Raw genomic sequence first — 23,733 nt, 5'->3', positions numbered from 1 at the left:
TTCCCGATCAAGTTAGCTACGTTCAGGGTCAGGACAGCAGGCGGTTATACAGGGTGATATATTCCTGCGCAGCCACCTTCCAGCCAAAATCAATACCCATGGCGTGTTGTTGGACGTGTCGCCAGTGTTTCGGTCGGCTCCACAAAACAAATGCCCGGCGGATCGCATTTCCCAGCGATTTCCCCGTTGCTTCTTCAAAGACAAAACCACTGGCTGTTCCGTCGGCCAGATTTTCCAGTGCACAATCGACCACCGTGTCGGCCAGCCCGCCGGTGCGGCGCACCAGCGGCAACGTACCGTATTTGAGGCCATATAATTGGGTTAATCCGCAAGGCTCAAAACGGCTCGGCACCATAATGACATCCGCCCCGCCGATAATGCGATGGGAAAACGCTTCGTGATAGCCGAGCTGCACGCCGACCTGGCCAGGGTTGTCCGCCGCGGCTGCCAGAAATGCCTGTTGCAGCACCGCGTCACCCGCGCCCAGCAGCGCCAGCTGACCGCCGCGTTCGAGTAAATCCGGCAAGGCTTCCAGCACCAGATCCAGCCCTTTCTGGCTGGTCAGGCGACTGACAACAGCAAATACCAGCCGCGAATCATCCACATCCAGCCCCATCGCCCGTTGCAGATAGGCTTTATTGACCGCTTTCGAGCGTAAATCCTCCGCGTCGTAACGCGCTGACAGCAGCACGTCATCACGCGGCTGCCAGATAGCGTCATCGACGCCGTTAAGGATCCCCGTCAGCCGCCCTTGCATTTCACGTTCCAGCAGCAGCGATTCCATGCCATAGCCAAATTCCGGACGGGTGATTTCTTTCGCGTACGTTGGGCTGACGGTGGTCACGTGGTCGGAATAGAACAGACCGGCTTTCAGGAAAGATATCTGGCCGTAGAATTCCAGCCCGTGCATCTGAAAGAACTCGCGCGGGATATACAGCTCATCGAGATGATGCGCGCCAAACAATCCCTGAAACGCCAGATTATGTACGGTGAAAACCGTCCGCACCGGCGCATTACGGGCGCGGATATACGCGGAACATAGACCGGCGTGCCAGTCATGAGAGTGGACGATATCGGGTTGCCAGTGTGGATCGAAATTCAGTGCCAGTTCGCAGGCCATCCAGCTCAGCAACGCAAAGCGCAGATGGTTATCCGGATAGGCAAACGACGATTGATCGTGATACGGGCTGCCGGGACGGTCATACAATCCCGGCACATCAATCAGATAAATACCCACGCCATCAAAGTAACCCAGTGAAAGGGTGACATGCCCGGCAAAAGTTGCCAGCGTGCCAATCACCTGTGTTTCCCCCAGTCCTTTTTTGACGTCAGGGAAAGCCGGAATGAGCACGCGGACATCCGCGCCTTCCGCAATCTGAGCGGCGGGTAATGCACCGGCGACATCCGCAAGGCCGCCCGTTTTTAACAGCGGAAACAGCTCAGAACAAACATGTAAAACCTGCATTCGCGCTCCTGATTATCCCGGTCATCCCGGCGTTCACCGGGATGACGAAAAGTCGTACTTCTATCGTCTGTTTATAGTTTCGCCAGCATTGCGCGGGTCACCAGCACCACGCCACCTTCCGAACGGTAGAAACGGCGGCTGTCTTCATCGGCATTCTCACCAATCACCATGCCTTCAGGGATCTGACAAGCGCGGTCAATGACGCATTTGCGCAGACGGCATGAACGCCCCACATTCACATCCGGCAGGATGATGGCCGAATCGATATTGCAGAAAGAGTTGACACGTACCCGCGGGAACAGCACGGAATGCACCACCACCGAACCGGAAACAATCACGCCACCGGCCACCAGCGAATTCATGGTCATGCCGTGGCTGCCTGAGCGATCCTGTACAAATTTGGCGGGCGGAAGCGGCTCCATGTGGGTACGGATCGGCCAGTCGCGGTCGTACATATCCAGCTCCGGCGTGACAGAAGCCAGATCCAGATTAGCGCGCCAGTAGGCATCGAGCGTGCCGACATCACGCCAGTACGGCGGCGCTTCATCGTTTTGCGTGACGCAGGAAAGACCAAACGGATGCGCGCGGGCAACGCCCTGACGGGTCAGTTTCGGGATCAGGTCTTTGCCGAAATCGTGGCTCGACTCTTCACTCGCCATGTCTTCTTCGAGCATGCGAAACAGATAGTCTGCATTAAAAATGTAGATGCCCATGCTCGCCAGCGCCATATCGGGATTGCCGGGCATCGGCGGCGGGTCTTTGGGTTTTTCGACGAAACTGGTGATGTGATAATCCTCAGTGACGCCGATAACACCGAATTCACTGGCCTCGGTGCGCGGCACTTCCAGGCAGGCGACGGTACATTCACCGCCCTTCTGCACGTGGTCGATCAGCATCCGCGAGTAGTCCATCTTGTAGATATGATCACCCGCCAGGATCACCACAAACTCGGCGTTATAGCGGCGGATGATATCCAGATTCTGATAAACCGCATCGGCGGTACCTTTGTACCAGTGCTCGGTGCTGTGGCGTTGCTGCGCCGGAAGTAAATCCACGAATTCGTTCATTTCTTCGTTAAGGAAAGACCAGCCGCGCTGGATATGCTGAACCAGCGTGTGTGACTGATATTGTGTAATCACGCCGATGCGACGAATGCCGGAGTTCAGGCAATTTGACAGGGCGAAATCAATGATGCGGAATTTTCCGCCAAAGTGAACGGCGGGTTTTGCCCGGGTTGCGGTTAAATCTTTCAGTCTTGAACCACGGCCCCCGGCAAGGATTAATGCCACGGATTTCAGCGGCAACTGCCTTGCCAGCATGACCGGGTCCCGGTTATCTAATGTCGCCATATCTGACTCCTTTGTTTTTATAATGACCGGCTCTGTGAAGTGAAATCTTGTAGGACACAGAGGGTTTTTGCTGCTGCCCGCCATTGCGAGCCTTCCATGACACGCCGGGGTTCCTCATCAAAAAGCACGCTGTTGAACGGTGCCACTGGCTGCCAGTTTCCCGGCGGCAGGTGCAAATCCACCTCGTGCAGTGAGGCATTAACGATCACCAACCAGCGCTGTGACAGGCAGATTTGCAGCCACTGCTGCGGCCCCTGCTCCCAGTCGCCGGGGCTCATCGGTTGCCCCTGTTGATTCAGCCATTGCACGTCATCGCTGCCTTCCTGCCACCAGCGGTTTTGCGTCAGTGCCGGAATTTTCCGGCGCAGCGCAATCAGCGCGCAGGTATAGGCTGTCAGGCTTTCATCGGCGTTCTCCCAGTCCAGCCAGGTCAGCGGATTGTCCTGACAGTAGGCATTGTTGTTGCCCGACTGGCTGTTGCCGAGTTCATCACCGGCCAGCAACATCGGCGTGCCCTGTGACAAACAGAGCGTCGCCAGCAAGGCACGCTGGCTGAGACGGCGCTGCTGTAATACGCCTTCAGACGCCGCAAGCCCTTCTTCACCGTGGTTTTGGCTGAAATTTTCGTTATGGCCGTCGCGATTTTCTTCACCGTTGGCCTGGTTATGTTTCTGGTTAAAACTGACGAGATCGCGCAACGTGAAGCCGTCGTGCGCCGTCAGCATGTTGATGCAGGCGTAAGGCTCACGCTGCGCGGGATTGAACTTGTCGGCGGAGGCGGCAAAACGCCCGGCAAACTGCCCCAGAGAAAGATCGCCATGCAGCCAGAACTGGCGCATATCGTCGCGCCACACATCACTCCATTCGGCAAAGGGTGCGGGGAAATTTCCGAGCTGATAGCCCCCGGCCCCGATATCCCACGGCTCGGCAATCAGTTTGATTTTCGAGAGGATGTCATCGTGTTTAATGGCCAGGAACAACGGCGATTGTGCGGTGAATTCCGGCGTTCTGCCGAGAACTGTCGCTAAATCAAAACGGAAGCCGTCAACATGACATTCACGTACCCAGTAATGCAGGCAATCGAGGGTCCAGGCGATCATGTCCTCGTCCATCAGCCGTATCGTGTTGCCGCAGCCGGTCATGTTGTTGTCGGAACCGTCGTCGTTAAGCCAGTACCCGCTGGCGTTATCAATGCCACGAAACGAAATAAACGGCCCGTCGATATCCAGCTCAGCGCTGTGGTTGAACACCACATCGAGGATCACTTCAATACCCGCCTGATGCAGTGCTTTAACCGCCGATTTAAATTCATTCAGCGCCGATACACCGCCCAGCCCGCTGGCGTAACGCGGTTCAACCGCGCACGGTGCCAGCACGTTGTAGCCCCAGTAATTACTCAGTCCAAGGTGTTGCAGGCGTGGTTCGTCGGCATGATGCTGCACCGGCAAAAGTTCTATCGCGGTGACGCCCAGATGCTGCAAATATTCAAGCATCACCGGATGCGCCAGCCCGGCATAGGTGCCGCGAAGGGCTGCCGGAATATGGGGATGCTGGCGAGTGAGGCCGCGCACATGCGCCTCGTAAATCACCGTTTCACCCCAGGGTTTCGCGGGCGGTTGATCATCACCCCAGTCGAAATTTCCGGCGACCACCACGGATTTCGGCGCAACCACGGCGCTGTCTTTATCGTCGGGCGCATCGGTGCCGCCGGTGAACCGTGCGTTGTCGAGCAGTACGCCGTCAATCGCACGTGCGCTTGGGTCGATCAGCACTTTCTTCGGGTTAAACCGGTGACCCTTTTTCGGGTCGAACGGTCCGTAAACCCGGTAGCCGTAGCGTTGTCCGGCTTTCAGCCCCGGCACAAACCCATGCCAGAGATGGCCGGTGCGCCCGGTCAAAGGCAAATGTTGCTCGCTGCCGGTCTCATCAAAAAGACAGAGTTCCACTTTTTCCGCATGTGCAGAGTACAGGCAAAAATTGACGCCACTATCTCTGAGATGCGCACCAAAAGGTGCGGGCAGACCGGGACCGAGCTGTTTCATTACGCCTCCCTTCGCAAATAAACCGTCGCCAGCGGCGGAATAGTCACGCTGATCGAATGGTCACGCTGATGATGGCCAATATTTTCACTGTAAATATCGCAACCGTTGCCGACATTACTGCCACGGTAGAAATGCGAATCGGTATTGAGGATTTCGTGATAACGCCCAGGCTGACTGATGCCTATGCGATAATGCTCACGCGGAACCGGCGTAAAGTTACTGATGACGATCACTTCACCGCCATTTTCGTCACGGCGGGCAAAGGCGAAAATCGAGTTTTCGTGATCGTCGACCACCAGCCATTCGAAACCGCGCGGGTTGTAATCGAGCTCATACAACGGCGCATTGGCCTGATAGGTCTGGTTCAGGTCGCGTACCAGATGTTGTACACCGCTGTGCCAGCCGCTTGGATCGTCAAGCAGATGCCAGTCGAGGCTGGCGTCAAAATTCCACTCACGCCCCTGCGCAAATTCATTGCCCATAAACAGCAATTTCTTGCCCGGATGTGCCCACATAAAGCCGTAGTAGGCGCGCAGGTTGGCGAACTTCTGCCACACATCGCCGGGCATTTTATCCAGTAAAGATTTTTTACCGTGTACCACTTCATCGTGGGACAGCGGCAATATGAAGTTCTCGCTGTAAGCGTAAAGCACGCCGAATGTCATGAGGTTGTGATGATATTTGCGGTGAACCGGATCAAGCTGCATATAGGTCAGGGAATCGTGCATCCAGCCCATATTCCACTTGTAATGGAAACCCAGCCCGTTAGCATCCGGCGGCATGGTGACGCCAGGATAATCGGTCGATTCTTCCGCCAGCGTCACCGCACCGCCGAGTTCACGACCAATGGTCTGGTTGGTGTATTTCAGGAAGGAAATGGCTTCGAGGTTTTCGCGGCCACCGTAATAATTCGGGATCCACTCCCCGGCTTTACGGCTGTAATCGCGGTAAATCATGGAAGCCACCGCATCGACACGCAGGCCGTCAATGCCAAACCGTTCAATCCAGTAAAAACCATTTCCTGCCAGATAGTTACGCACTTCATGGCGGCCATAGTTATAAATCAGCGTGTTCCAGTCCTGATGATAACCTTCACGGGGATCGGCATATTCGTACAGCGCGGTGCCGTCAAACTGCGCTAAACCATAGGTGTCGCTCGGAAAATGTCCCGGCACCCAGTCGAGAATGACGTTCAGCCCGGCGTTATGCGCGGCATCAACAAAGGCTTTGAATTCCATCGGCGTGCCGAAACGACGGGTCGGCGCATACATGCCAAGCGGCTGATAACCCCAGCTCCCGTCGAACGGATGTTCGTTGACCGGCATCAGTTCGATGTGCGTAAAACCCATCCATTTGGCATATGAGACTAATTGCTCGGCCAGTTCACCATAGCTGAGCCAGAAATTATCATCGGTATGACGACGCCAGGAACCCAGGTGCACTTCATACACGGAAACCGGCTGATTCAGCGCATTGGCTTTCTTTCGGCTTTCTGAATGCGGCACAACATCCGGTAATTTACGCACGCACGAGGCAGTATCCGGACGCATCTGCGCCTCAAAAGCATAAGGGTCGGCGCGCAGGCTGACATGCCCGCGGCAGTCGATAATTTCGAATTTATACAGTTGACCTTCGCGGACGGCGGGAATAAAGAGTTCCCAGATACCATTTTCACGGCGCTGACGCATCGGGTGTCGGCGGCCGTCCCAGAAGTTGAATTCACCCACGACGGAAACCCGCGTGGCGTTCGGTGCCCAGACGGCAAAACTGACACCCTCGACGTCATCCAGCGTTTGCAGATGTGCGCCGAGTTTTTCGTATGGCCGCAGGTGCGTGCCTTCTGCCAGCAACCAGATATCCAGTTCCTGCAACAATGTGCCGAACCGGTACGGATCGTCAATCACATGCAGATTCTCGCCCCAGCGGACTTCCAGCTTGTAACGAAAGGCATTTTTACGCCGCGGGATCAGGCCGACAAAGAAACCGCGATCATCGTAACGACGCAGTTCCGCCACCTGTTTACCTTTTTCTACATCAATAACCCAGACCTGATCCGCATCCGGCAACAGGGCACGCACTTCCAGCCCGGCGGCCACAGAATGCATACCCAAAAGAGAAAAAGGATCAGCGTAGTGGCCAGATATAATTTGGTTAATGACGTGCTGATCGGGAAGTACAGACATGTATTTCGTCCTATGATTAATTAAATCAATAAATCCAATAAAATCATTCAGGTATTCAATACGAAACGTGATCCCAGTGTGCTCCCCTTTTTATCGCCGCTTTGTGATCCGGCTGTGTTTCGGTTTTGCCAAAAAGTGCGCGATGACGCTTACGCTCACAATTTCCAAATAAGTGCTTATTTCAGCTTCTCAAAGAGGCATAGCTCTTCTACTAAGCATAGACAAAGGTTCGAAAAATCAGCGGGAAGAAACCGATGAATTTTTCGCAAAATGAAATACAGAGAGTTGCGCTGGAAAAAGGCGGATAAACGGTGAAGTGATTGATGACAGAATCAAAAACGGGACACCGTGCTGGTGTCCCGCAGGGAAATCTTTACAAAGAAAACGGGGCAGTTTTCAATATTGCATCGCGTTAGAGAAGAATACGCAGCATGCGGTGTAAAGGCTCTGCCGCGCCCCACAGCAGCTGATCACCCACGGTGAATGCAGACAGATATTGCGGGCCCATATTCAGTTTACGCAGACGGCCGACCGGTGTATTCATGGTGCCGGTGACAGCCGCTGGCGTCAGTTCACGCATCGACAGTTCGCGGTCATTTGGGATCACGCGAACCCAGTCATTATGCGAAGCCAGCATCTGTTCGATTTCCGGAATTGACACGTCTTGTTTCAATTTCAGCGTGAAAGCCTGGCTGTGACAACGCAGCGCGCCGATACGAACACACAAGCCATCCACCGGAATAATGCTGGAAGTGCCGAGAATTTTGTTGGTTTCCGCCTGACCTTTCCATTCTTCTTTGGTCTGGCCGTTATCGAGCTGTTTGTCGATCCACGGGATCAGACCGCCCGCCAGCGGAACACCGAAGTTATCGGTTGGCAACGTACCGCTGCGGGTCAGCGCGGTCACTTTACGTTCGATGTCCAGAATGGCGGACGCCGGGTTTTCCAGCTCTTTCGCCACGCTGCTATGCAGCATACCCATCTGGGTCAGCAGTTCACGCATATGACGCGCGCCGCCACCGGAAGCTGCCTGGTACGTGGCAACAGACGCCCACTCGATCAGGTCATTCGCAAACAGGCCGCCGAGCGACATCAGCATCAGGCTGACGGTACAGTTACCGCCCACAAAGGTTTTAATGCCTTTGTCGATGCCCTGATGGATCACTGCGCTGTTCACCGGGTCAAGGATGATTATCGCGTCATCTTCCATTCTCAGAGAGGATGCTGCGTCAATCCAGTAGCCAGACCAACCGATTTCACGCAGCTTAGGATAGATTTCATTGGTATAATCGCCGCCCTGACAGGTGATGATAATGTCCAGCGCGCTCAGAGCGTCCAGATCATAGGCATCCTGCAAGGTTCCGGACTGACCCGTGAAAGAAGGCGCGGCCTGACCGTGCTGAGAGGTGGAGAAGAATACCGGACGGATAGCGTCGAAATCGCGTTCTTCAATCATGCGTTGCATGAGTACAGAACCGACCATCCCGCGCCAGCCAACGAAACCTACATTTTTCATAATATCTGTCCTGCCCTGAGGGTGATAACTGCTTAAAACGGCTTGAACGCGCGTTTGCACTAAGTTAGTGCCTGTTTTGATGCACTGTGCCCCGTTAACGCGCTGGTCTACCACCTTACAAAATGTAGTAGAAGTGGCAAGTGAATTTAATCAATAGTGCAGCTTTTAATAGCAGCGCAACTTATAACAGGCATTTTTTCTGAGGTAGTCATGACCGAAATGATTTCAGCAACCATTTTGCTGTTTTTAATTATGGATCCGCTGGGCAACTTACCGATTTTTATGTCGGTTTTAAAACATCTCGACCCGAAACGTCGCCGGGTCGTGTTAATCCGCGAAATGCTGATCGCACTGATCCTGATGCTGATCTTCCTGTTCGCCGGGGAAAAAATCCTGTCGTTCCTGAATTTACGTACCGAAACCGTGTCGATTTCCGGCGGTATTATTCTGTTCCTGATTGCTATCAAAATGATTTTCCCGTCAGAAGAGAAAAGCAGCAGCGGCCTGCCAGCCGGTGAAGAACCCTTCCTCGTACCGATGGCCATCCCGCTGGTTGCTGGCCCGTCGATTCTCGCCACGCTGATGCTGCTTTCGCACCAGTATCCGAATCAGATGAGTCATCTCACGCTGGCGCTGTTTATCGCCTGGGGCATGTCGATGGCGATCCTTCTGCTGTCGAACCTGTTCCTGCGCCTGCTCGGCGACAAAGGCGTCAGCGCCCTCGAACGCCTGATGGGCCTGATTCTGGTGATGCTCTCAACACAGATGTTCCTTGATGGGATCAGGGCGTATCTGAAGATTTAGCAGCAGAAAAAACGAAAAAGGCGAGCCACGCGGCTCGCCTTTTTTACATCTGTTTTAAATCGTTTTAAGCGTCTGGATGATTTGCGGATTCAGTTCGAGCATTTTCAATAATTTCAGCGCGGCGCCATTCGGCAAACGCTTTTGTTGTTCCCACGCCTGCACCAGCGAAGGAGATACACCGAGCAGTCGGGCAAATTCATCCTGCTTAATTCCCGCCTTTGTACGGATTTGTTTTACTTCGGGCATGGCAACACGCGTGATATGCGCAGGTGTCATTTCGCCTTTATGGATAGCGACCATCTCTTCAGCGGATTGTCGCAATTCTTCAAAGAATTCTTTCGTCATGGTCTATCTCCTGTGTCACGACAGACTTCGTACAATGTTTTTCAAAATCAATTTTTCGCTTTCCGTCAGTGAGTCTTTCTCACTCTTCGGATAAACCAGCAGCATGAAAATCTGACCGTCAGCGCACAGGTAATAATAAATCGCCCGCACACCCGCACTTTTTCCACGCCTTTGATGACCCCAGCGGATTTTTCTGCATCCACCTGTGCCGACAATCAAAGCCCCTGCGTCGGGATAATGGGTGAGGTATTCCTGAAACTGGCGATATTCCTCCTCAGTCAGCAGCTCTTTGCATTTGCGGCTAAAGGTCGGGGTTTCGATAAACTCCAGATATTCCATATGACTCATTCCATGACTCAAGATGGCTGAATAATACTCTCACAGGGTAAGAGTTCAACGCGAGGTTTTTCACGTCAGAAACGAAAAAGGCGAGCCACACGGCTCGCCTTTTATATGCTAACAATTTGTCGTCAGACGACCATCGACAACAGCAGACATCCCGCCAGACCGCACAGGGAAATGATGGTTTCCAGCACAGACCAGGATTTGAAGGTTTCGACAATGCTCAGGTTGAAATATTCCTTGAACAACCAGAAGCCCGGATCGTTGACGTGCGAGAAAATCACGCTGCCGGAACCGACGGCGATCACCATCAGTTCAGGGCTGACGCCCGTGGTGGCGATCAGTGGCGCGGCAATACCGCCCGCAGTAATCGCTGCCACGGTAGCAGACCCCAATGCGATACGCAGAACCGCCGCAATGGACCAGGCCAGCAGGATTGGCGAGAGCGTGCTGCCGTCCATCAGAGCTGCAATGTATTTTTCAATACCGCTGTCCACCAGCACCTGTTTAAACGCACCGCCACCGCCGATGATTAACAACATCATCGCGATGATTTTGATGGAATCGGTCACAGTTGCCATCACATCTTCCATCTTACGGCCACGGTTCAGACCGAAAGTGAAGATAGCGATCAGCACCGCAATCAGCGTTGCCATCACCGGGTCGCCGAAGAATTCAGCATACGCCAGCACCGGATGCCCTTTCGGCAGGATCATTTCGCAAAGTGCGCGGAATGCCATCAGAATAACCGGCACCAGTGAAGTCGCGACGCTGACGCCAAAGCCCGGCATCTCTTCTTCCGTGAAGGTTTTCGGGTTAAACAGACCTTCAGGCACCGGTTTGTCGATACCTTTCAGGAAGCGCGCATACACCGGCCCTGCCAGAATCACCGTCGGCACCGCCAGCAGTGAACCAAACAGCAGTGTTTTACCCATATCCGCATGGAAAATCGTCGCAATCGCCGTCGGACCAGGGTGCGGAGGCAGGAACCCGTGTGTAACGGATAACGCAGCCGCCATCGGAACCCCGACATACAGCAATGGCAAACGCGCCGCCGCGGCCACAGTGAAGACCAGTGGCAACATCAGCACGAAACCGACTTCATAGAACAGGGCAAACCCGACGATGAAACCTGTCAGCACGATCGCCCACTGAATGTGCTCACGGCCAAACTTTTCGATAAGGGTGGTCGCGATACGTTGTGCGCCACCGCAATCCGCCAGCATTTTACCGAGCATGGCACCGAAGCCCATGATCAGCGCAAGACTGCCAAGCGTCCCACCCACCCCGTTTTTGATCGAGGTGATGACTTTATCGACCGGCATTCCCTGCATAATCCCCACCGCCAGCGCGACAAGAATCAGTGCAATGAAGCCATTAAGCTTAAATCGGATCATAAGTAACAACAGCAGTGCGACACCCACCGCTACAATAACTAATGGCATATTCTTCCCCTCACGCTGTCACCCGGGTATGACTAAAAACCGGGTGAAGCATTGTTTTTAATTTTCAAGATGTTGTAGGAATTAACAGTGCTACGGGTACAGACCGCGACCGCTAAAACAGCAGTGCATTCCTTTGTGATATTAGTCACATCTCCATTTGTTACCGGTATCATGATACCGGTAACATGGTAATATTAGGACTCACTACGCAGTCAAAATGTTCATTTTGGGATAGAGATCATACTTATGGCAGGACAAAGCATCATTCTGATGGGCGTGTCAGGCAGCGGTAAATCCACCGTCGGCGCGGCACTGGCCCGTGAAATTAACGCGAAATTTATCGACGGCGATGATCTTCATCCCCGCGCCAATATTCAAAAGATGGCCAGCGGCACGCCACTGAACGACGATGACCGCGCGCCGTGGTTATTGCGTCTCAACGACGCGGCTTACAGCCTGCGCCATAAAAATGAAACCGGCATCATTGTCTGTTCTGCACTGAAGCGTCGCTACCGTGACGCCCTGCGTAAAGACAACGAAGGCATGGTATTCATCTACATGAAAGGCAGTTTTGAAGTGATTGCCGAGCGCCTTAAAGCGCGTGCCGGACATTTCATGCCGACCGATTTACTGCGCAGCCAGTTCGATGCGCTCGAAGAACCGGGCGAAGACGAACCGGATGTGTTGCGCGTGAATATCGATCACAAGTTTGAAGGTGTGGTAGATCGCTGTATCGCGGCTTTGAAGACGGTACAGAAGTAAGACTTTAAAAAGCCACAGGTGAGCCGTCGGTGGCGCAGCCAATTTGGATTCGGATGGAGCACAGGCCCCGGAGCGTACACGTAGTACGTGAGGAGGACGAGCACCACCCGGATTCAAAGTGGCAAGTAAACCAGGCTCAACAAATCAAATACTTCCACCCGCAGAAATCGTAAACCCGACATCCACCATTCTCGGCACCACTTCTTCGCCGCGAAGTCTCGCCAGCAGACGTTCGGCGGAGATTTGCCCCATTCTTTCGCGCGGTGTCAGCACGCTGGCGAGTGGTGGCTCCATCGCCTGCCCCATGTTGTGCCCATGAAAACCGGCAATCGCCATTTGTGAAGGGATTTTCAGCCCCTGGCGCTGACATTCAAAAAATGCGCCCGCCGCGAGGTCATCGTTGGTACAGAAAATACTGTCGATTTGTGGCCAGTCTTTTTGCGCCTGACGCAGTAATTCCGCGCCGCCACTGTAACTGGAAGAACGGCTGGTCATCACACTGTAAGGCTCCAGACCGGATTCACGCATCGCCTGCTCGTAACCCTGCTGTTTGATAATGGTTCGCTCATCCTGACGAGCGCCGAAATACACCACATGACGATGGCCGCGCGCGATAATTTGTTGCGTCATCTGCCGCGCGGCTTCGAAGTTGTTGAAGCCGACCGCCAGATCCACACACGGCGACACACAGTCCATCATCTCCACCACCGGAATACCGGCCACTTCAATCATCTTCAGCGTACGCGCGGTGTGATGGCGTTCGGACAAAATCAGTCCGTCGATATTGTAGGAAAGCAGTGAAGTCAGACGCTGTTCTTCGCGCTCCTGGCTGTAGCCGTAGTGCGCCAGCATGGTCTGATAACCGTGGATATCAGTCACGCTTTCGATGCCGCGCAGCACTTCCGCAAACACCTGGTTGGTCAGCGACGGCAGCAGCACACCGATGGCGCGGCTTTTAGCGTTAGAAAGAATATCCGGTGCGCGGTTGGGGATGTAGCCCAGCTCGTCGAGCGCCGCAGAGATTTTTTCCTGCAACGCGCCGGAAACCTGTTCAGGGTTACGCAAATAACGGCTGACCGTCATTTTGGTGACGCCCACCTTGTCGGCAACATCCTGGAGTACGGGTCTTTTTTTCTTCATATTCATCAAAGAGATGGGCCGCTGAAAAGGTTAAGGGATCAGAGAGTGATGTTAGCAAACAATCGCGCAGGCGGATATCCGTTGCTGCGCGACATGAGAGGTTTATCAGGAAGGTAACGAAAGCTGGCCGCGAACCGGTGCGCTGGGATTGGCGGAGAACTGGCCGGTCAGCAGCGCCATCGCGCGTTGTGCCAGGGTTTCCAGCGGATAGGCAATCGCCGGAACAGCAGACACGCCCGGAGGCAGCGTACTGTCGAGACTGAACACCATCACATTTTCAGGCACGGCGCGCCCGTGCAGGGCGAGCTGACGGAGTGCATCCTGCGCGGTGGCATCGTCCGGCACCAGCAGCGCATTGAACGGCACGTTCTGTGCCAGCAGTTTCGTCAGCGCATCTGCGCCGCTGTGCTCCAGCCGCCGGTCGTAAGGCAGCAGGAACTTCTCCAGTGCCAGATGATATCCCTGCAAGATTTGTCCGGCGGTTTCGCTGTTTTCCGCGTTGATCAGGGCAATCTGCCGGCGCCCTTGTTTGAGCACATACTGGCAGGCAGTTTCGGCGGCAAAGCTGCGGTCAAAGTGAATGCTGCGTGCTGAATCCGCATCCAGACAATCAATGGTGATCACGTTTTCAGGAAGTTTCGGCAAAGGAAAGCGCGCACCGATCACAATCATCGCATCGCACAGACCACGGCCAATTTCAGCTACGGAATGCGTCAGGCTCGCTGCGTCGGTGGCAAAGCGCAGCAGCAGATACTTCTGATTCAGCCGCAACTCTTTTTCCAGCGCGTGGAGATAACCGGTGGACTGATTGATGTTTTCGGTCGCACAAATCACGCCGATACAACCGGTAGACTGCGTGGACAGCGACTGCGCAATCACGCTCGGTTTATATTGCAGTGTTTCCACCGCCTGCATCACAGCCAGGCGGCTTTCTTCTTTGACACCGCGGCTGCCACTCAGGACACGGGACACCGTCGCTTTCGACACCTTCGCCAGCCGCGAAACGTCGTTAATGTTTGCCATGTCTTTCCTTGTGTTAATCGAAACCGTTATTTTTAGACACCGCCGCGAACCATTCGCCGCTTTTCTTCACCGTACGCTTCTGCGTTTCCAGATCCAGCTGGATGAAACCATACCGGTTTTTATAGGCATTCATCCATGACCAGCAATCAATAAATGTCCACATGTGATAACCCAGGCAACCACTGCCTTCCTGCAAGGCGCGGTGCAGCCATTTCAGGTGCCCGCTGACAAACTCGATGCGGTAATCATCATCAATCCGCCCCGCCTGTTCAAAGCGCAGTTCATTTTCCACACCCATGCCGTTTTCGGAAATGAAACAGCGCGGATTACCGTAGTTTTCACGCAGATTGGTCAGAATATCGTAAATGCCCTGCTCGTAGATTTCCCAGCCACGGTGCGGGTTCATTTTACGTCCCGGCATGACATAGTTATCGAAGAACCATTCCGGCATAAACGGACTTTCCGGATTAACCATACTGTCGCGGCACTGAATACGGCGCGGCTGGTAATAGTTGATGCCGAGTAAATCCACCACACCCTGTTGCAGCAGTGCTTTATCGCCCTGCTGGCAGGCCGGAAGCTGATCGTATTTGTTCAGCAATTCCACCAGTTCCTGCGGATATTCACCGCGCAGCGCCGGATCGAGGAAGCTGCGGTTAAACATCAGGTCCGCAATGTTAGCGGCTTTCAGGTCAGCCGGATTCTGTGACCGCGGATAAGACGGCGTAAGGTTAAGAATAATGCCGATTTCACCGCCAGAATTGCGGGCGCGATAGGCCTTCACTGCCAGCGAATGGGCCAGCATAGTGTGATACGCCACGGTGGCAGCCCGTTTGAAATCCACCACGTTCGGGTAATGGAAATCATACAAATAACCGCCTTCCACCGGCACCACCGGTTCGTTGAACGTAAACCAATGCTTCACGCGGTCACCGAACAGCTCGAAACAGGTATCGGCGTATTTTGCGTAAGCCTGCACGACGTCCCGGTTTTCCCAGCCGCCGAGTTCCTGCATCGCCATCGGCATATCAAAGTGGAACAGATTGATAAACGGCTGTACGCCCTGCGCCAGCATTTCGTCGATCACCTGGTTATAAAACGTGACCGCTTCCTGATTCACTTCACCACGCCCGTTGGGGATCAAACGCGCCCAGGAAATCGAGGTGCGGAAGGTGTTGTGATTGAGCTGTTTCAGCAGCGCGATATCTTCGCGCCAGTTTTTGTAAAACGTCGAGGTATCCTGCGGACCGACGTCATTGTGAAAGCGCGTCGGCTGTTGTGAATACCAGTGATCCCACACCGTCGCGCTTTTTCCGTGGCTCAGGGTTTCACCTTCCGTCTGCGGCGCTGAACTGGCACTGCCCCACCAGAATTCTTTTGGAAATGCGTATTTCATCGTCATCCTCGCTGTCCGTTAGCTTTACGTTTTTAACTGAATTATTTGACTGTTTAACTGTTTGCCGGCACGGCATTGCCCGCCGTCTGTGCCAGGGCTTTTTCCGCTTCCTGTTTCAGCAACGTACGTTCATAGGCTTTCAGGAACGGATAGTACATAACGGCTGATAACACCATACAGAACAGGCACATAATTACCGGGCTGAATGCCCAGTTTGCGGCCCATGACGCACCGATTGGCGCAGGCGTTGTCCAGGGTGTGAGCGAGACCACCTGCGCGACCCAGCCGAGTTTGGTGGCGGTGTAAGCAAAAATAGCGTTCAGCATCGGCACCAGCGTAAACGGCAGGAAGAATACCGGATTCATGATAATTGGCGTGCCAAACAGGATCGGTTCATTGATGTTAAAGAAGCTCGGCACCACCCCCATCCGGCCAATGGTGCGCAGGTGCACGGCCTTGCTGCACAGCAATAAAATCGCCAGCGGTAAGGTCGACCCCACGCCGCCAATTAACAGATAGTGATCCCAGAATCCTTGCAGATAAATGTGTGGCAATGGCGCACCGGCCTGCAACGCCGTCTGGTTGAGCGCCAGATTGGTCATCCAGAACGGGTTCATGATGCCGGTGACAATCAGCGCGCCATGAATCCCCGCAAACCACAGTACCTGACAGATAAACACTGAAATCAAAATCGCTGGCAGGGAATCCGACGCAGAAACCAGCGGTGCCAGCAAATGCATGATGGCTTCAGGAATTATCATGCCGGTGGTGGACTGAATAAACAGGTTCAGCGGGTGCAGCGTGGCGACAATCGCCACCACCGGGATCAGAATTTCAAACGAGCGCGCCACGCCGGTCGGCACTTCTTTCGGCAGGCGGATGGTGATATTGCGGCGTTTGAGCAGCGCATACACTTCGGCGGCATAAATCGCCGTCAGGATCGCGGTGAAAATGCCTTCGCCGGAGAAATACTGCGTCGAGATTTGTTTGTCATGATACGGCGCGGCCACCAGCAGAAACGCCATAAACGCCAGTAAACCAGTCATGATCGGATCAAGCTTGTAATGTTTGCCGAGGCTTGCGCCAATGCCTACCGAAATAAAAAACGTCATCACGCCCATGCTCAGATACCACGGCAACATCAGCTGCTCGCGGTATTTCAGCGACAGATCCAGCCACCCGCGCGCAAATCCCATGGTGGTATCCGGCGAGAATGGCGGGAAAATAAAGACCAGCATGAACGAACCGATAATCATAAAAGGCAGCGCAGCGATAAAGCCGTCGCGGATGGCGATCACATGCCGCTGCTGGCCAACGCTGCCCGCCAGGGGCGTGATGTGTTTTTCGATGACGTTAACCATCGCCTGATAAAGGCCACTCATACGCGGCTTCCTTCCTGTGCGATCAGGCCATAAGCGAAGTCGAGCACGTTGTCACCGCGCTGCATGCCGTAATCCATCATGTTGATGGTTTCGACCGGAATGTTGAATTCTGCCGCTCTGGCAGATAAATCAGCCTGCATGTAACGCACCTGAGGTCCGAGCAGTACCACCTGATAATCACGGAATTTTTCATCAAACTCGCTGGCACCGAATGCATCAATCTGCACCTCTTCTCCGCGTTCCGCCGCCACTTCTTTCATCTTGCGCACCAACAAACTGGTCGACATCCCCGCCGAACAACAAAGCATGATTCTTTTCATTTTGCTTCACTCCGAGATGATTAATGTTCTGCCCTTTTTAGCCTGTTGAGGGTATTTGAGGCTTTATGGAAACCGGTTTCCATGGCTTCAGGGAAAATGTGCGAACCTGTTCATAAAATTTCACGGTGATTGTCCGGCAATGTGAAACGTTTCACATTTTGCGCATTTTTCATTCGCGCAGTAAGAAACTCACGCTACAGGAAAAACCAGATAACAATTATCACGGAGGGATTAAATTACTCATCAGCAGGATATTTAAAACCGTCAAAAATCAAAATAAGACCTGATTAATATCACGCACTATGTGATGTTAAAAATTGATATGGAATGATTTTGTCGGTGGGAAATTAATCAATACATTGTCCGGCATTCACCGCTTATTATCTTTAAGGAATGCCTGATGCCGGCGTTTAACACCTGTAAAATTACACGATGTATTCTGCTGGCGTGTTGCCTGCCCAATATTGCCGTCATGAGCGCCAGTGCGGCAAATTACACCCTGCCACTGCTGCTGACGAACAATCAAAAGCTGACCTTATCCACCAAGGATAACGAAAATATTGTCGCCGATAACCCGTTGATAAAATATGGCATTATGGTCAATAACGGCGCAGAACTGACGTTCCTGGCTAACACGTTCAACGCTTCCGGCAGCCAGCTTGGCTCCTCGCTTGTCGCGCAAAATGGCGGTGTCATTAATATCGGGAAAGATTCCGTGATTAATCACAACAGTCAATCCGGGGAAATTTCCCATGCGGTGACGATACAAGATGCAGGCAGTGTTTTAAATATCAACGACGCGACCCTTAATTCTAACAGTGCGGCAGTGGTGATTAATAATAACGCCACCGCGAATATGATTAATACCACAATTAACGCCAATAATGCGGATAATGCCGTTGAGGTGAATAATGGCGCCACGCTGAATGCCACCGGGCTGACTGTTAATCATCTTTCGGGAATGTCCAGCAGTTCGGCAATAGCCATCAACAATGCCGATGCCACATTACTGAATACGTCAATTTTATCTCAGGTTCGCCAGGGGATAAGTATCGACGGGTCCGCTGACCGCTTCTCAAATGTCACTTATGATCGCGGAACCATCATCACAGAGAAAGATCAGAGCAATGCCGTGATATTGTCGTTCGGTAATTTACAAATGAAGAATGTCGACATCCACACCTCCGGGCAATATGGCAACGGCGTGATGCTGGAAAACGACAGCAATGTACGGATCAACGGCGGATCCATTACCACGAAGGCGACGTCCACTAACGGCATAACATTCCTCGGCGCTAACAACCTGATTCTGGAAAATGAACTGCTTATTTCCACACCGGGCAATGACTCCGTCGGCCTGTCACTGAGCGGCGCCCCCATGACAGACGATCAGTGGCAAAACGTTCGCATTGATAACGCGACCATAAACAGCGGCAATATCGGCATCAGCAAGATTTACAACGGTAATGCGCAAGTGATCATCGAAAACGCCGCCCGCATTGTCGGTATTAACGCGGCCATGACCTTTGCCGATAACGGCATCAGTACGGTGAATGTCAGCGGCAAAAGCCAGATTATCGGCAATATTATCAATGCGACGACGGCGAAAACCGATGTCACACTGGATGCCTCCGTGCTGACCGGCTCGGTGCAAAACCTCAATTCACTGGCGCTGAATAATCAGTCGGTGTGGAATCTGACTGGCGATTCCGTGCTCGGGGATTTATCGCTCGATAACAGCCTGATGAACTTCACCCAACCGCAGCAGGGGGCATTCCACACACTTACCGCCAGCACGCTTTCCGGCAACGGTGCCCTGAATTTCAACACGCAACTGGGCAGCGATAATTCCCCCACCGATTTACTGCATGTTCAGGGTAACGCCAGCGGCAATTTTGGGGTGCTGGTGCGCAATGCCGGGGGCAATGGTGCGCTGACGACAGGCGACGGGATCCGTCTGGTGCAGGTGGATGGGGATGACACATCGTCGCTGAAATTGCTGAGAAAAGTCAGTGCGGGGGCATACGATTATTATCTCTATAAAGGCGGCAGTACGTCGCCAAAAGACTGGTATCTGCGCACCTGGCTCGAGCCGGTGCCGCCGCCGGAACCAGTGCCCGATCCTGACCCGACCCCTAACCCGACACCGGAGCCCACACCGCAACCTGCACCCACACCTAAACCGGTGATCGCCTACCGGACGGATGTCGTGGGTTACATTGCCGCGCCCTTCCTTAACCGGCAGTACGGCTTTAGCTCAATGGGGTCTTATCACGAACGTACCGGCGATAGCGTCAAACGTGCTCAGGATGGCACATGGGCACGCGTCGGCGGATCGCATGATAATTATGATGTAGGTCGCTTCAGTTTTGACAGCGACATTCGTTATATCCAGATCGGCAAGGATTTGTATCAGGATGAGACACCGCGCGGGAATAATGTGCATGCCGGGGTGATGATTTCGCTGGGGGATCAGAAAACCAGCAGCTCGGACAGCGCCCGCGGGCTGGTCGGTGAATCCACCGATACCGGAGATGTGTCTACCGATGCTTACGGCATTGGCGGCTATTACACCGTGAAGACCGACAGCGGCGCGTATCTGGATTTCGTCGGGCAAGTCACCGATTACCACACCGAATTCCAGAGTGAAACGGAAGCTAAACAGGACGGCTACGGCGTGGCGCTTTCAGCGGAAAGCGGCATTCCCTTTGCAATAACCCAAAGCTGGAGGCTCGAACCCCAGGCGCAGGTGATTTATCAGTATCTGCATATGAGAGGGTTCAATGACGGTATTGCCGCGGTAGCGAAAACCGCCGACAACAGCGTACAGGCACGCGGCGGTTTGCGGCTTTCTCATCAGCCTCAGGTAGATCAGCCCAACATTACGCCATACCTGAATATCGACGCAGTATCGACGCTCAGCGATGCGCCCGCCGTCACCATCGGCAGCACTGAGATTTCGCCTGATTTCTCGCAAAGCGCCTGGAAAGCAGGTGGCGGGATCACAGCACCATTGAGTAAAAATGCATCGTTTTACACCAGCGTGAATTATCAGCGTGGCTTTGACGGAAAACAGGAAGGTTACCGGGGCAATATCGGTATTAATGTCAGCTTCAAATGACGAATGAATGATGCAAAAAAAGGCGATGCCGGAGCACCGCCTTTTGCTTTTGACTTCACCATGATCAGACTGGCGGCAGGTCAAACAGCAGAATTTCGCTGTCTTCCTCTGCGTGAACGGACAATGCCGTTTCATCCCAGATCGCCAGCGCATCACTCTGCCCGGCTTTCTTACCGTTGATGGACACGGTGCCTTTTACCACCTGGATCCACACGCGGCGGTCAGCCTGAATCTGATAAACCGACTGTTCATCTTTTTTCAGCGCCCAGCGGGACAACTCCATATCCTGGAACACTTTCAGCGAACCGTCGCGGGCATCCGGTGAAAGCACTAACTGGCGCCCCTGCGGCGCATCGAACATACGCTGTTCGTAACGCGGTTCCAGCCCTTTTTGATTCGGGATAATCCAGATCTGATAAAGGTGCAGTTTACGGTCGCTGTTACCGTTGTATTCAGAGTGTGTCACCCCGGTCCCGGCGCTCATAATCTGGAATTCCCCCGCCTGGATCTGTTCTTTATTGCCCATGCTGTCCTGATGTTCCACGGTGCCTTCCAGCACATAGGTCAGAATTTCCATGTCTTTATGCGGATGCTTACCAAAACCCTGTCCTTCATCGATAAAGTCTTCATTGATCACCCGCAGTGCGGAGAATCCCATGAATTGTGCATCGTAATAATCGGCGAAAGAGAAGGTGTGCCAGCTTTCCAGCCAGCCGTGACTGGCGTGACCGCGTTCTTGTGCCTGACGTAAATAGATCATGTTCAACTCTCCTCAATGTTTTCTCTAGTCTAGTCAACGCCTGAGAATAAGAAAGCGTAAAAACTTCACCCCTCTGTTCAAAAAATATGAACAAATGCAGGTGACTCAATCCAAAGGATTTGAGGAAGGTTGAGGTAAATTGTTCTTGTACAGGTTGCTTAATTACCCATCGGTACAATACTCAAAGAAGAAACTCCTTAAGGTAAATTAATGTGACATCTGTTTCCGGAAATTATCATGATTAACCGCCGCGAGTTGATCGCGGGAATAACCGGTGGTGTAGTGTCGGCGGGATTATTTAAAGCCGTTGAAATTAATCCGGATAAAATGATTAGCGCGAGCAACATTATGGCGTTAAGAAACCTCCCTGCGCCTGCTGACCGGACCTGCGCGATGGTTTTGGGATATTACTTTGCCGGAGATGGTGCGCCAAAACTGGTTTACTGGGATGCGAACAGTGAGAAAGAGGCCAATCAGGGCACCGTTATTTCCTCGTTAAAATCCGCTAAAGGCCGCTGGTTGCAATTACATAACGGCGTCATGGATTTTCGTCAGTTTGGTATAGTTAACCGACAAAATGCTGCAGATGCGGCACTGAAGGCGATGATCAGTGATCCGCTTATTCACCGGATTGAAGCACATACCTCGCTGAATTTCATGTCGCGCCATCGCTTTAACCGTTCAAATATCACCCTCGATTTTAATGGCCAGACAGTGACCGCGACAGGACTGGAAACCCTGGCAGATGCCAAAAATAATTACCTCTCCGCTATTTTCTTTTTCAGGGGAATAGCAGAAGAAAAAACATCAATATCCCTTCTCAGGGATCCTTTGCCTTTATTGTCAGAAATCTATCCGGTAGATGACAGCAGCTTATATCCTGTCGGCCAGTGGTATTGCCTGGAATCGGACAAAGTCTCCGGCCACTGGGAACGCAAAATACAACGACTGGTGCAGGTGACAGAACAGATTGATGAAACGCATATCCGGCTCAATTACAGAAGCGGCTGGGCGCTGGACGCCCAAAGCCAACTGCACTGGCGCAAAGTCACGCCGGTTGAGAATGTCTGTATTCAGAACATGCAATATGTCGCAGAGGGGCAGCTGGCTAATAGCAGTTCCCAGCCGGTCGCCTTCGAATATGCCATTTATTGCGATGTTCTGAATGTTCATGCTCAGGGGACATTCTGGTCAGTCATTTTCCGTCGCTGGAATACCTTCTTTCGCACCGAACAATGCTCGCTGACTAATCCACCTTCGGTTTCCTGGGGCGGCGCAGGCTATCTGACTCAGCAAATTTACTGTCAGTATGGCGTGATTACGGACTGTACGGCATCCAATGCCCGGCATCTTAACGATTTCACCGCCAGCTCTTCCTGCGTGGTAAAGCACTGTCACAGCAACGGTGACAGTTCCGGTGCTTTCGTCACGCACGGTCAGTATGAACATGATCTGCATTTTACGGCCAACTCCGGCATCCTGACACTGGCCAATTCCGGCAAACCCTGGGGACAGTCGGCGGCACGTATTGTCATCAACCAGCACCATTGTTCTATGCTGACAGCCGACACGCACGTTACTGATCTGACCTTAACGGATGTGCACATTTACCGGAGTGTGGAACAGGATAATCTCGGCATATTGCGCCTGAATTGCGACGGACTGACGGTGCAAAACTGCAGCCTCAGCGGAGAACTGACATTACTGCAAAACAGTCAGCGCAGTATCAAAATGAACGTATTCGAAAACTGCGGGTTCGTACTGGATCCTCGCCATGATTCCACTATCAGTAACCTCGCGCCGGATGACCCGTTTATTGTTTCCCATCCGGCGGCCGAAGCCCGAAATTCCATTAATGGCCATTCGCTGCTGTATTTTTCCCATTGCCAGTTTAAAGGAACGGACAAAGATGTTTCGCTGTTAATTAAAAATAAAGAAGTTAACTTTAACGCCTGCCGTCTTGAAAATGTGTCCCTTATATTAACGGCGGATGAACCTCAGAAAATCGTTATTAATGGTGATTCCACACTGTCCAGCGATCAGGCCTCCCGGCCTTTACTTTCACGGACCGGCGAACATCCTGTGACCTGGCGATTAGGCCCAATGCAAACTGAAGTGACCGGTGACGATCAGCTTCATATTCACATTACCGCCGGCATTAATCATTATCAGGCGCATCACGTGACATTCACGCACGGTAAGCGGTTATTCACAGATAAGGCATTTTCCCGTCCGTCTTATTTTATTGAACAGAACAATATCATGATAAATACCCGATCCGTTGTGCCAGCCAGTACAGGGCCGCATATTGTGGTTGAAAATACGGAGATATAACAAA

18 protein-coding genes are annotated in these 23,733 nt (G+C 52.9%); 4 read left to right on the top strand and 14 right to left on the bottom strand.

The window, feature by feature from the left end; all coding sequences use genetic code 11:
- Nucleotides 1-28: 28 nt before the first annotated feature.
- The 5 genes from glgA to asd all read right to left on the bottom strand — a co-directional run bounded on the left by glgA (nucleotide 29) and on the right by asd (nucleotide 8,555).
- Nucleotides 29-1,465, bottom strand: a complete 1,437-nt coding sequence (gene glgA / locus HGO41_RS09900) for a glycogen synthase GlgA (protein ID WP_013573553.1) — start codon at nucleotides 1,463-1,465, stop codon at nucleotides 29-31.
- Between the two features lie 71 nt (nucleotides 1,466-1,536).
- Nucleotides 1,537-2,814: a glucose-1-phosphate adenylyltransferase gene (glgC, locus tag HGO41_RS09895; RefSeq protein ID WP_013573552.1), complete on the bottom strand. Its 1,278-nt coding sequence runs from the start codon at nucleotides 2,812-2,814 to the stop codon at nucleotides 1,537-1,539.
- A 17-nt stretch (nucleotides 2,815-2,831) separates the two neighbouring features.
- Entirely contained in the window at nucleotides 2,832-4,856 is a 2,025-nt protein-coding gene (gene glgX, locus HGO41_RS09890; protein ID WP_112151943.1) for a glycogen debranching protein GlgX, read from the bottom strand.
- Entirely contained in the window at nucleotides 4,856-7,039 is a 2,184-nt protein-coding gene (gene glgB / locus HGO41_RS09885) for a 1,4-alpha-glucan branching protein GlgB (RefSeq protein ID WP_013573550.1), read from the bottom strand. Before glgB ends, glgX begins: the two co-directional genes overlap by 1 nt.
- A 412-nt stretch (nucleotides 7,040-7,451) precedes the next feature.
- Entirely contained in the window at nucleotides 7,452-8,555 is a 1,104-nt protein-coding gene (gene asd / locus HGO41_RS09880; RefSeq protein WP_250980995.1) for an aspartate-semialdehyde dehydrogenase, read from the bottom strand.
- A gap of 210 nt (nucleotides 8,556-8,765) precedes the next feature.
- On the opposite strand from asd, the gene HGO41_RS09875 reads away from it, so the two are divergent.
- Entirely contained in the window at nucleotides 8,766-9,359 is a 594-nt protein-coding gene (locus tag HGO41_RS09875; RefSeq protein WP_013573548.1) for a YhgN family NAAT transporter, read from the top strand.
- 54 nt (nucleotides 9,360-9,413) lie between these two features.
- On the opposite strand, the gene nadS is transcribed toward HGO41_RS09875, so the two are convergent.
- The 3 genes from nadS to gntT all read right to left on the bottom strand — a co-directional run bounded on the left by nadS (nucleotide 9,414) and on the right by gntT (nucleotide 11,491).
- Nucleotides 9,414-9,704, bottom strand: a complete 291-nt coding sequence (gene nadS / locus HGO41_RS09870) for a NadS family protein (protein ID WP_013573547.1) — start codon at nucleotides 9,702-9,704, stop codon at nucleotides 9,414-9,416.
- A 15-nt stretch (nucleotides 9,705-9,719) separates the two neighbouring features.
- Nucleotides 9,720-10,043, bottom strand: a complete 324-nt coding sequence (locus HGO41_RS09865; RefSeq protein ID WP_014411485.1) for a type II toxin-antitoxin system RelE/ParE family toxin — start codon at nucleotides 10,041-10,043, stop codon at nucleotides 9,720-9,722.
- Nucleotides 10,044-10,174: 131 nt separating this feature from the next.
- Nucleotides 10,175-11,491 carry a gluconate transporter gene (gene gntT / locus HGO41_RS09860; RefSeq protein WP_013573545.1) on the bottom strand — a complete coding sequence of 439 codons (1,317 nt, stop codon included), beginning with the start codon at nucleotides 11,489-11,491 and terminating at the stop codon, nucleotides 10,175-10,177.
- 246 nt (nucleotides 11,492-11,737) lie between these two features.
- Here gntT and HGO41_RS09855 point away from each other — a divergent pair, with 246 nt between their 5' ends.
- A complete protein-coding gene (locus HGO41_RS09855) occupies nucleotides 11,738-12,253 on the top strand; it encodes a gluconokinase (protein ID WP_013573544.1) in 516 nt (171 codons plus the stop codon).
- Between the two features lie 144 nt (nucleotides 12,254-12,397).
- Here HGO41_RS09855 and gntR read toward each other — a convergent pair whose 3' ends face one another.
- From gntR to HGO41_RS09830, 5 genes are all read right to left on the bottom strand, one after another.
- Nucleotides 12,398-13,393, bottom strand: coding sequence for a gluconate operon transcriptional repressor GntR (gntR, locus tag HGO41_RS09850; RefSeq protein WP_014411484.1), 996 nt, complete (start codon nucleotides 13,391-13,393; stop codon nucleotides 12,398-12,400).
- Between the two features lie 105 nt (nucleotides 13,394-13,498).
- Nucleotides 13,499-14,416: a LacI family DNA-binding transcriptional regulator gene (locus HGO41_RS09845; RefSeq protein ID WP_250980994.1), complete on the bottom strand. Its 918-nt coding sequence runs from the start codon at nucleotides 14,414-14,416 to the stop codon at nucleotides 13,499-13,501.
- A gap of 13 nt (nucleotides 14,417-14,429) precedes the next feature.
- On the bottom strand, nucleotides 14,430-15,812 hold the full coding sequence (gene gmuD / locus HGO41_RS09840; protein WP_013573541.1) for a 6-phospho-beta-glucosidase GmuD: 1,383 nt from the start codon (nucleotides 15,810-15,812) through the stop codon (nucleotides 14,430-14,432).
- 53 nt (nucleotides 15,813-15,865) lie between these two features.
- Entirely contained in the window at nucleotides 15,866-17,194 is a 1,329-nt protein-coding gene (locus tag HGO41_RS09835) for a PTS cellobiose transporter subunit IIC (RefSeq protein WP_013573540.1), read from the bottom strand.
- Nucleotides 17,191-17,514, bottom strand: coding sequence for a PTS sugar transporter subunit IIB (locus tag HGO41_RS09830; protein WP_013573539.1), 324 nt, complete (start codon nucleotides 17,512-17,514; stop codon nucleotides 17,191-17,193). Before HGO41_RS09830 ends, HGO41_RS09835 begins: the two co-directional genes overlap by 4 nt.
- 400 nt (nucleotides 17,515-17,914) lie before the next feature.
- Between HGO41_RS09830 and HGO41_RS09825 the strand changes: the two genes are divergently transcribed.
- Nucleotides 17,915-20,635, top strand: a complete 2,721-nt coding sequence (locus tag HGO41_RS09825; RefSeq protein WP_250980993.1) for an autotransporter family protein — start codon at nucleotides 17,915-17,917, stop codon at nucleotides 20,633-20,635.
- Between the two features lie 64 nt (nucleotides 20,636-20,699).
- Here the strand turns inward: HGO41_RS09825 and HGO41_RS09820 are convergent, their stop codons facing one another.
- Complete coding sequence (locus HGO41_RS09820; protein WP_013573537.1) at nucleotides 20,700-21,395, bottom strand: pirin family protein; 696 nt, start codon at nucleotides 21,393-21,395, stop codon at nucleotides 20,700-20,702.
- Nucleotides 21,396-21,632: 237 nt separating this feature from the next.
- Between HGO41_RS09820 and HGO41_RS09815 the strand changes: the two genes are divergently transcribed.
- Entirely contained in the window at nucleotides 21,633-23,729 is a 2,097-nt protein-coding gene (locus HGO41_RS09815; protein ID WP_250980992.1) for a hypothetical protein, read from the top strand.
- Nucleotides 23,730-23,733: the final 4 nt, after the last annotated feature.

It is taken from the genome of Rahnella sp. CG8, from assembly GCF_023701875.1.
Classification (GTDB): domain Bacteria; phylum Pseudomonadota; class Gammaproteobacteria; order Enterobacterales; family Enterobacteriaceae; genus Rahnella; species Rahnella aceris.
The sequence above is the reverse complement of the archived record's forward strand: the minus strand, read 5'-3'. Positions and strand labels throughout refer to the sequence as shown.

What these genes read in the sequence shown, in the direction of transcription:
- glgA (WP_013573553.1), bottom strand. Translation starts at nt 1,465, where the DNA reads ATGCAGGTTTTACATGTTTGTTCTGAGCTGTTTCCGCTGTTAAAAACG.
- glgC (WP_013573552.1), bottom strand. Translation starts at nt 2,814, where the DNA reads ATGGCGACATTAGATAACCGGGACCCGGTCATGCTGGCAAGGCAGTTG.
- glgX (WP_112151943.1), bottom strand. Translation starts at nt 4,856, where the DNA reads ATGAAACAGCTCGGTCCCGGTCTGCCCGCACCTTTTGGTGCGCATCTC.
- glgB (WP_013573550.1), bottom strand. Translation starts at nt 7,039, where the DNA reads ATGTCTGTACTTCCCGATCAGCACGTCATTAACCAAATTATATCTGGC.
- asd (WP_250980995.1), bottom strand. Translation starts at nt 8,555, where the DNA reads ATGAAAAATGTAGGTTTCGTTGGCTGGCGCGGGATGGTCGGTTCTGTA.
- HGO41_RS09875 (WP_013573548.1), top strand. Translation starts at nt 8,766, where the DNA reads ATGACCGAAATGATTTCAGCAACCATTTTGCTGTTTTTAATTATGGAT.
- nadS (WP_013573547.1), bottom strand. Translation starts at nt 9,704, where the DNA reads ATGACGAAAGAATTCTTTGAAGAATTGCGACAATCCGCTGAAGAGATG.
- HGO41_RS09865 (WP_014411485.1), bottom strand. Translation starts at nt 10,043, where the DNA reads ATGGAATATCTGGAGTTTATCGAAACCCCGACCTTTAGCCGCAAATGC.
- gntT (WP_013573545.1), bottom strand. Translation starts at nt 11,491, where the DNA reads ATGCCATTAGTTATTGTAGCGGTGGGTGTCGCACTGCTGTTGTTACTT.
- HGO41_RS09855 (WP_013573544.1), top strand. Translation starts at nt 11,738, where the DNA reads ATGGCAGGACAAAGCATCATTCTGATGGGCGTGTCAGGCAGCGGTAAA.
- gntR (WP_014411484.1), bottom strand. Translation starts at nt 13,393, where the DNA reads ATGAAGAAAAAAAGACCCGTACTCCAGGATGTTGCCGACAAGGTGGGC.
- HGO41_RS09845 (WP_250980994.1), bottom strand. Translation starts at nt 14,416, where the DNA reads ATGGCAAACATTAACGACGTTTCGCGGCTGGCGAAGGTGTCGAAAGCG.
- gmuD (WP_013573541.1), bottom strand. Translation starts at nt 15,812, where the DNA reads ATGAAATACGCATTTCCAAAAGAATTCTGGTGGGGCAGTGCCAGTTCA.
- HGO41_RS09835 (WP_013573540.1), bottom strand. Translation starts at nt 17,194, where the DNA reads ATGAGTGGCCTTTATCAGGCGATGGTTAACGTCATCGAAAAACACATC.
- HGO41_RS09830 (WP_013573539.1), bottom strand. Translation starts at nt 17,514, where the DNA reads ATGAAAAGAATCATGCTTTGTTGTTCGGCGGGGATGTCGACCAGTTTG.
- HGO41_RS09825 (WP_250980993.1), top strand. Translation starts at nt 17,915, where the DNA reads ATGCCGGCGTTTAACACCTGTAAAATTACACGATGTATTCTGCTGGCG.
- HGO41_RS09820 (WP_013573537.1), bottom strand. Translation starts at nt 21,395, where the DNA reads ATGATCTATTTACGTCAGGCACAAGAACGCGGTCACGCCAGTCACGGC.
- HGO41_RS09815 (WP_250980992.1), top strand. Translation starts at nt 21,633, where the DNA reads ATGATTAACCGCCGCGAGTTGATCGCGGGAATAACCGGTGGTGTAGTG.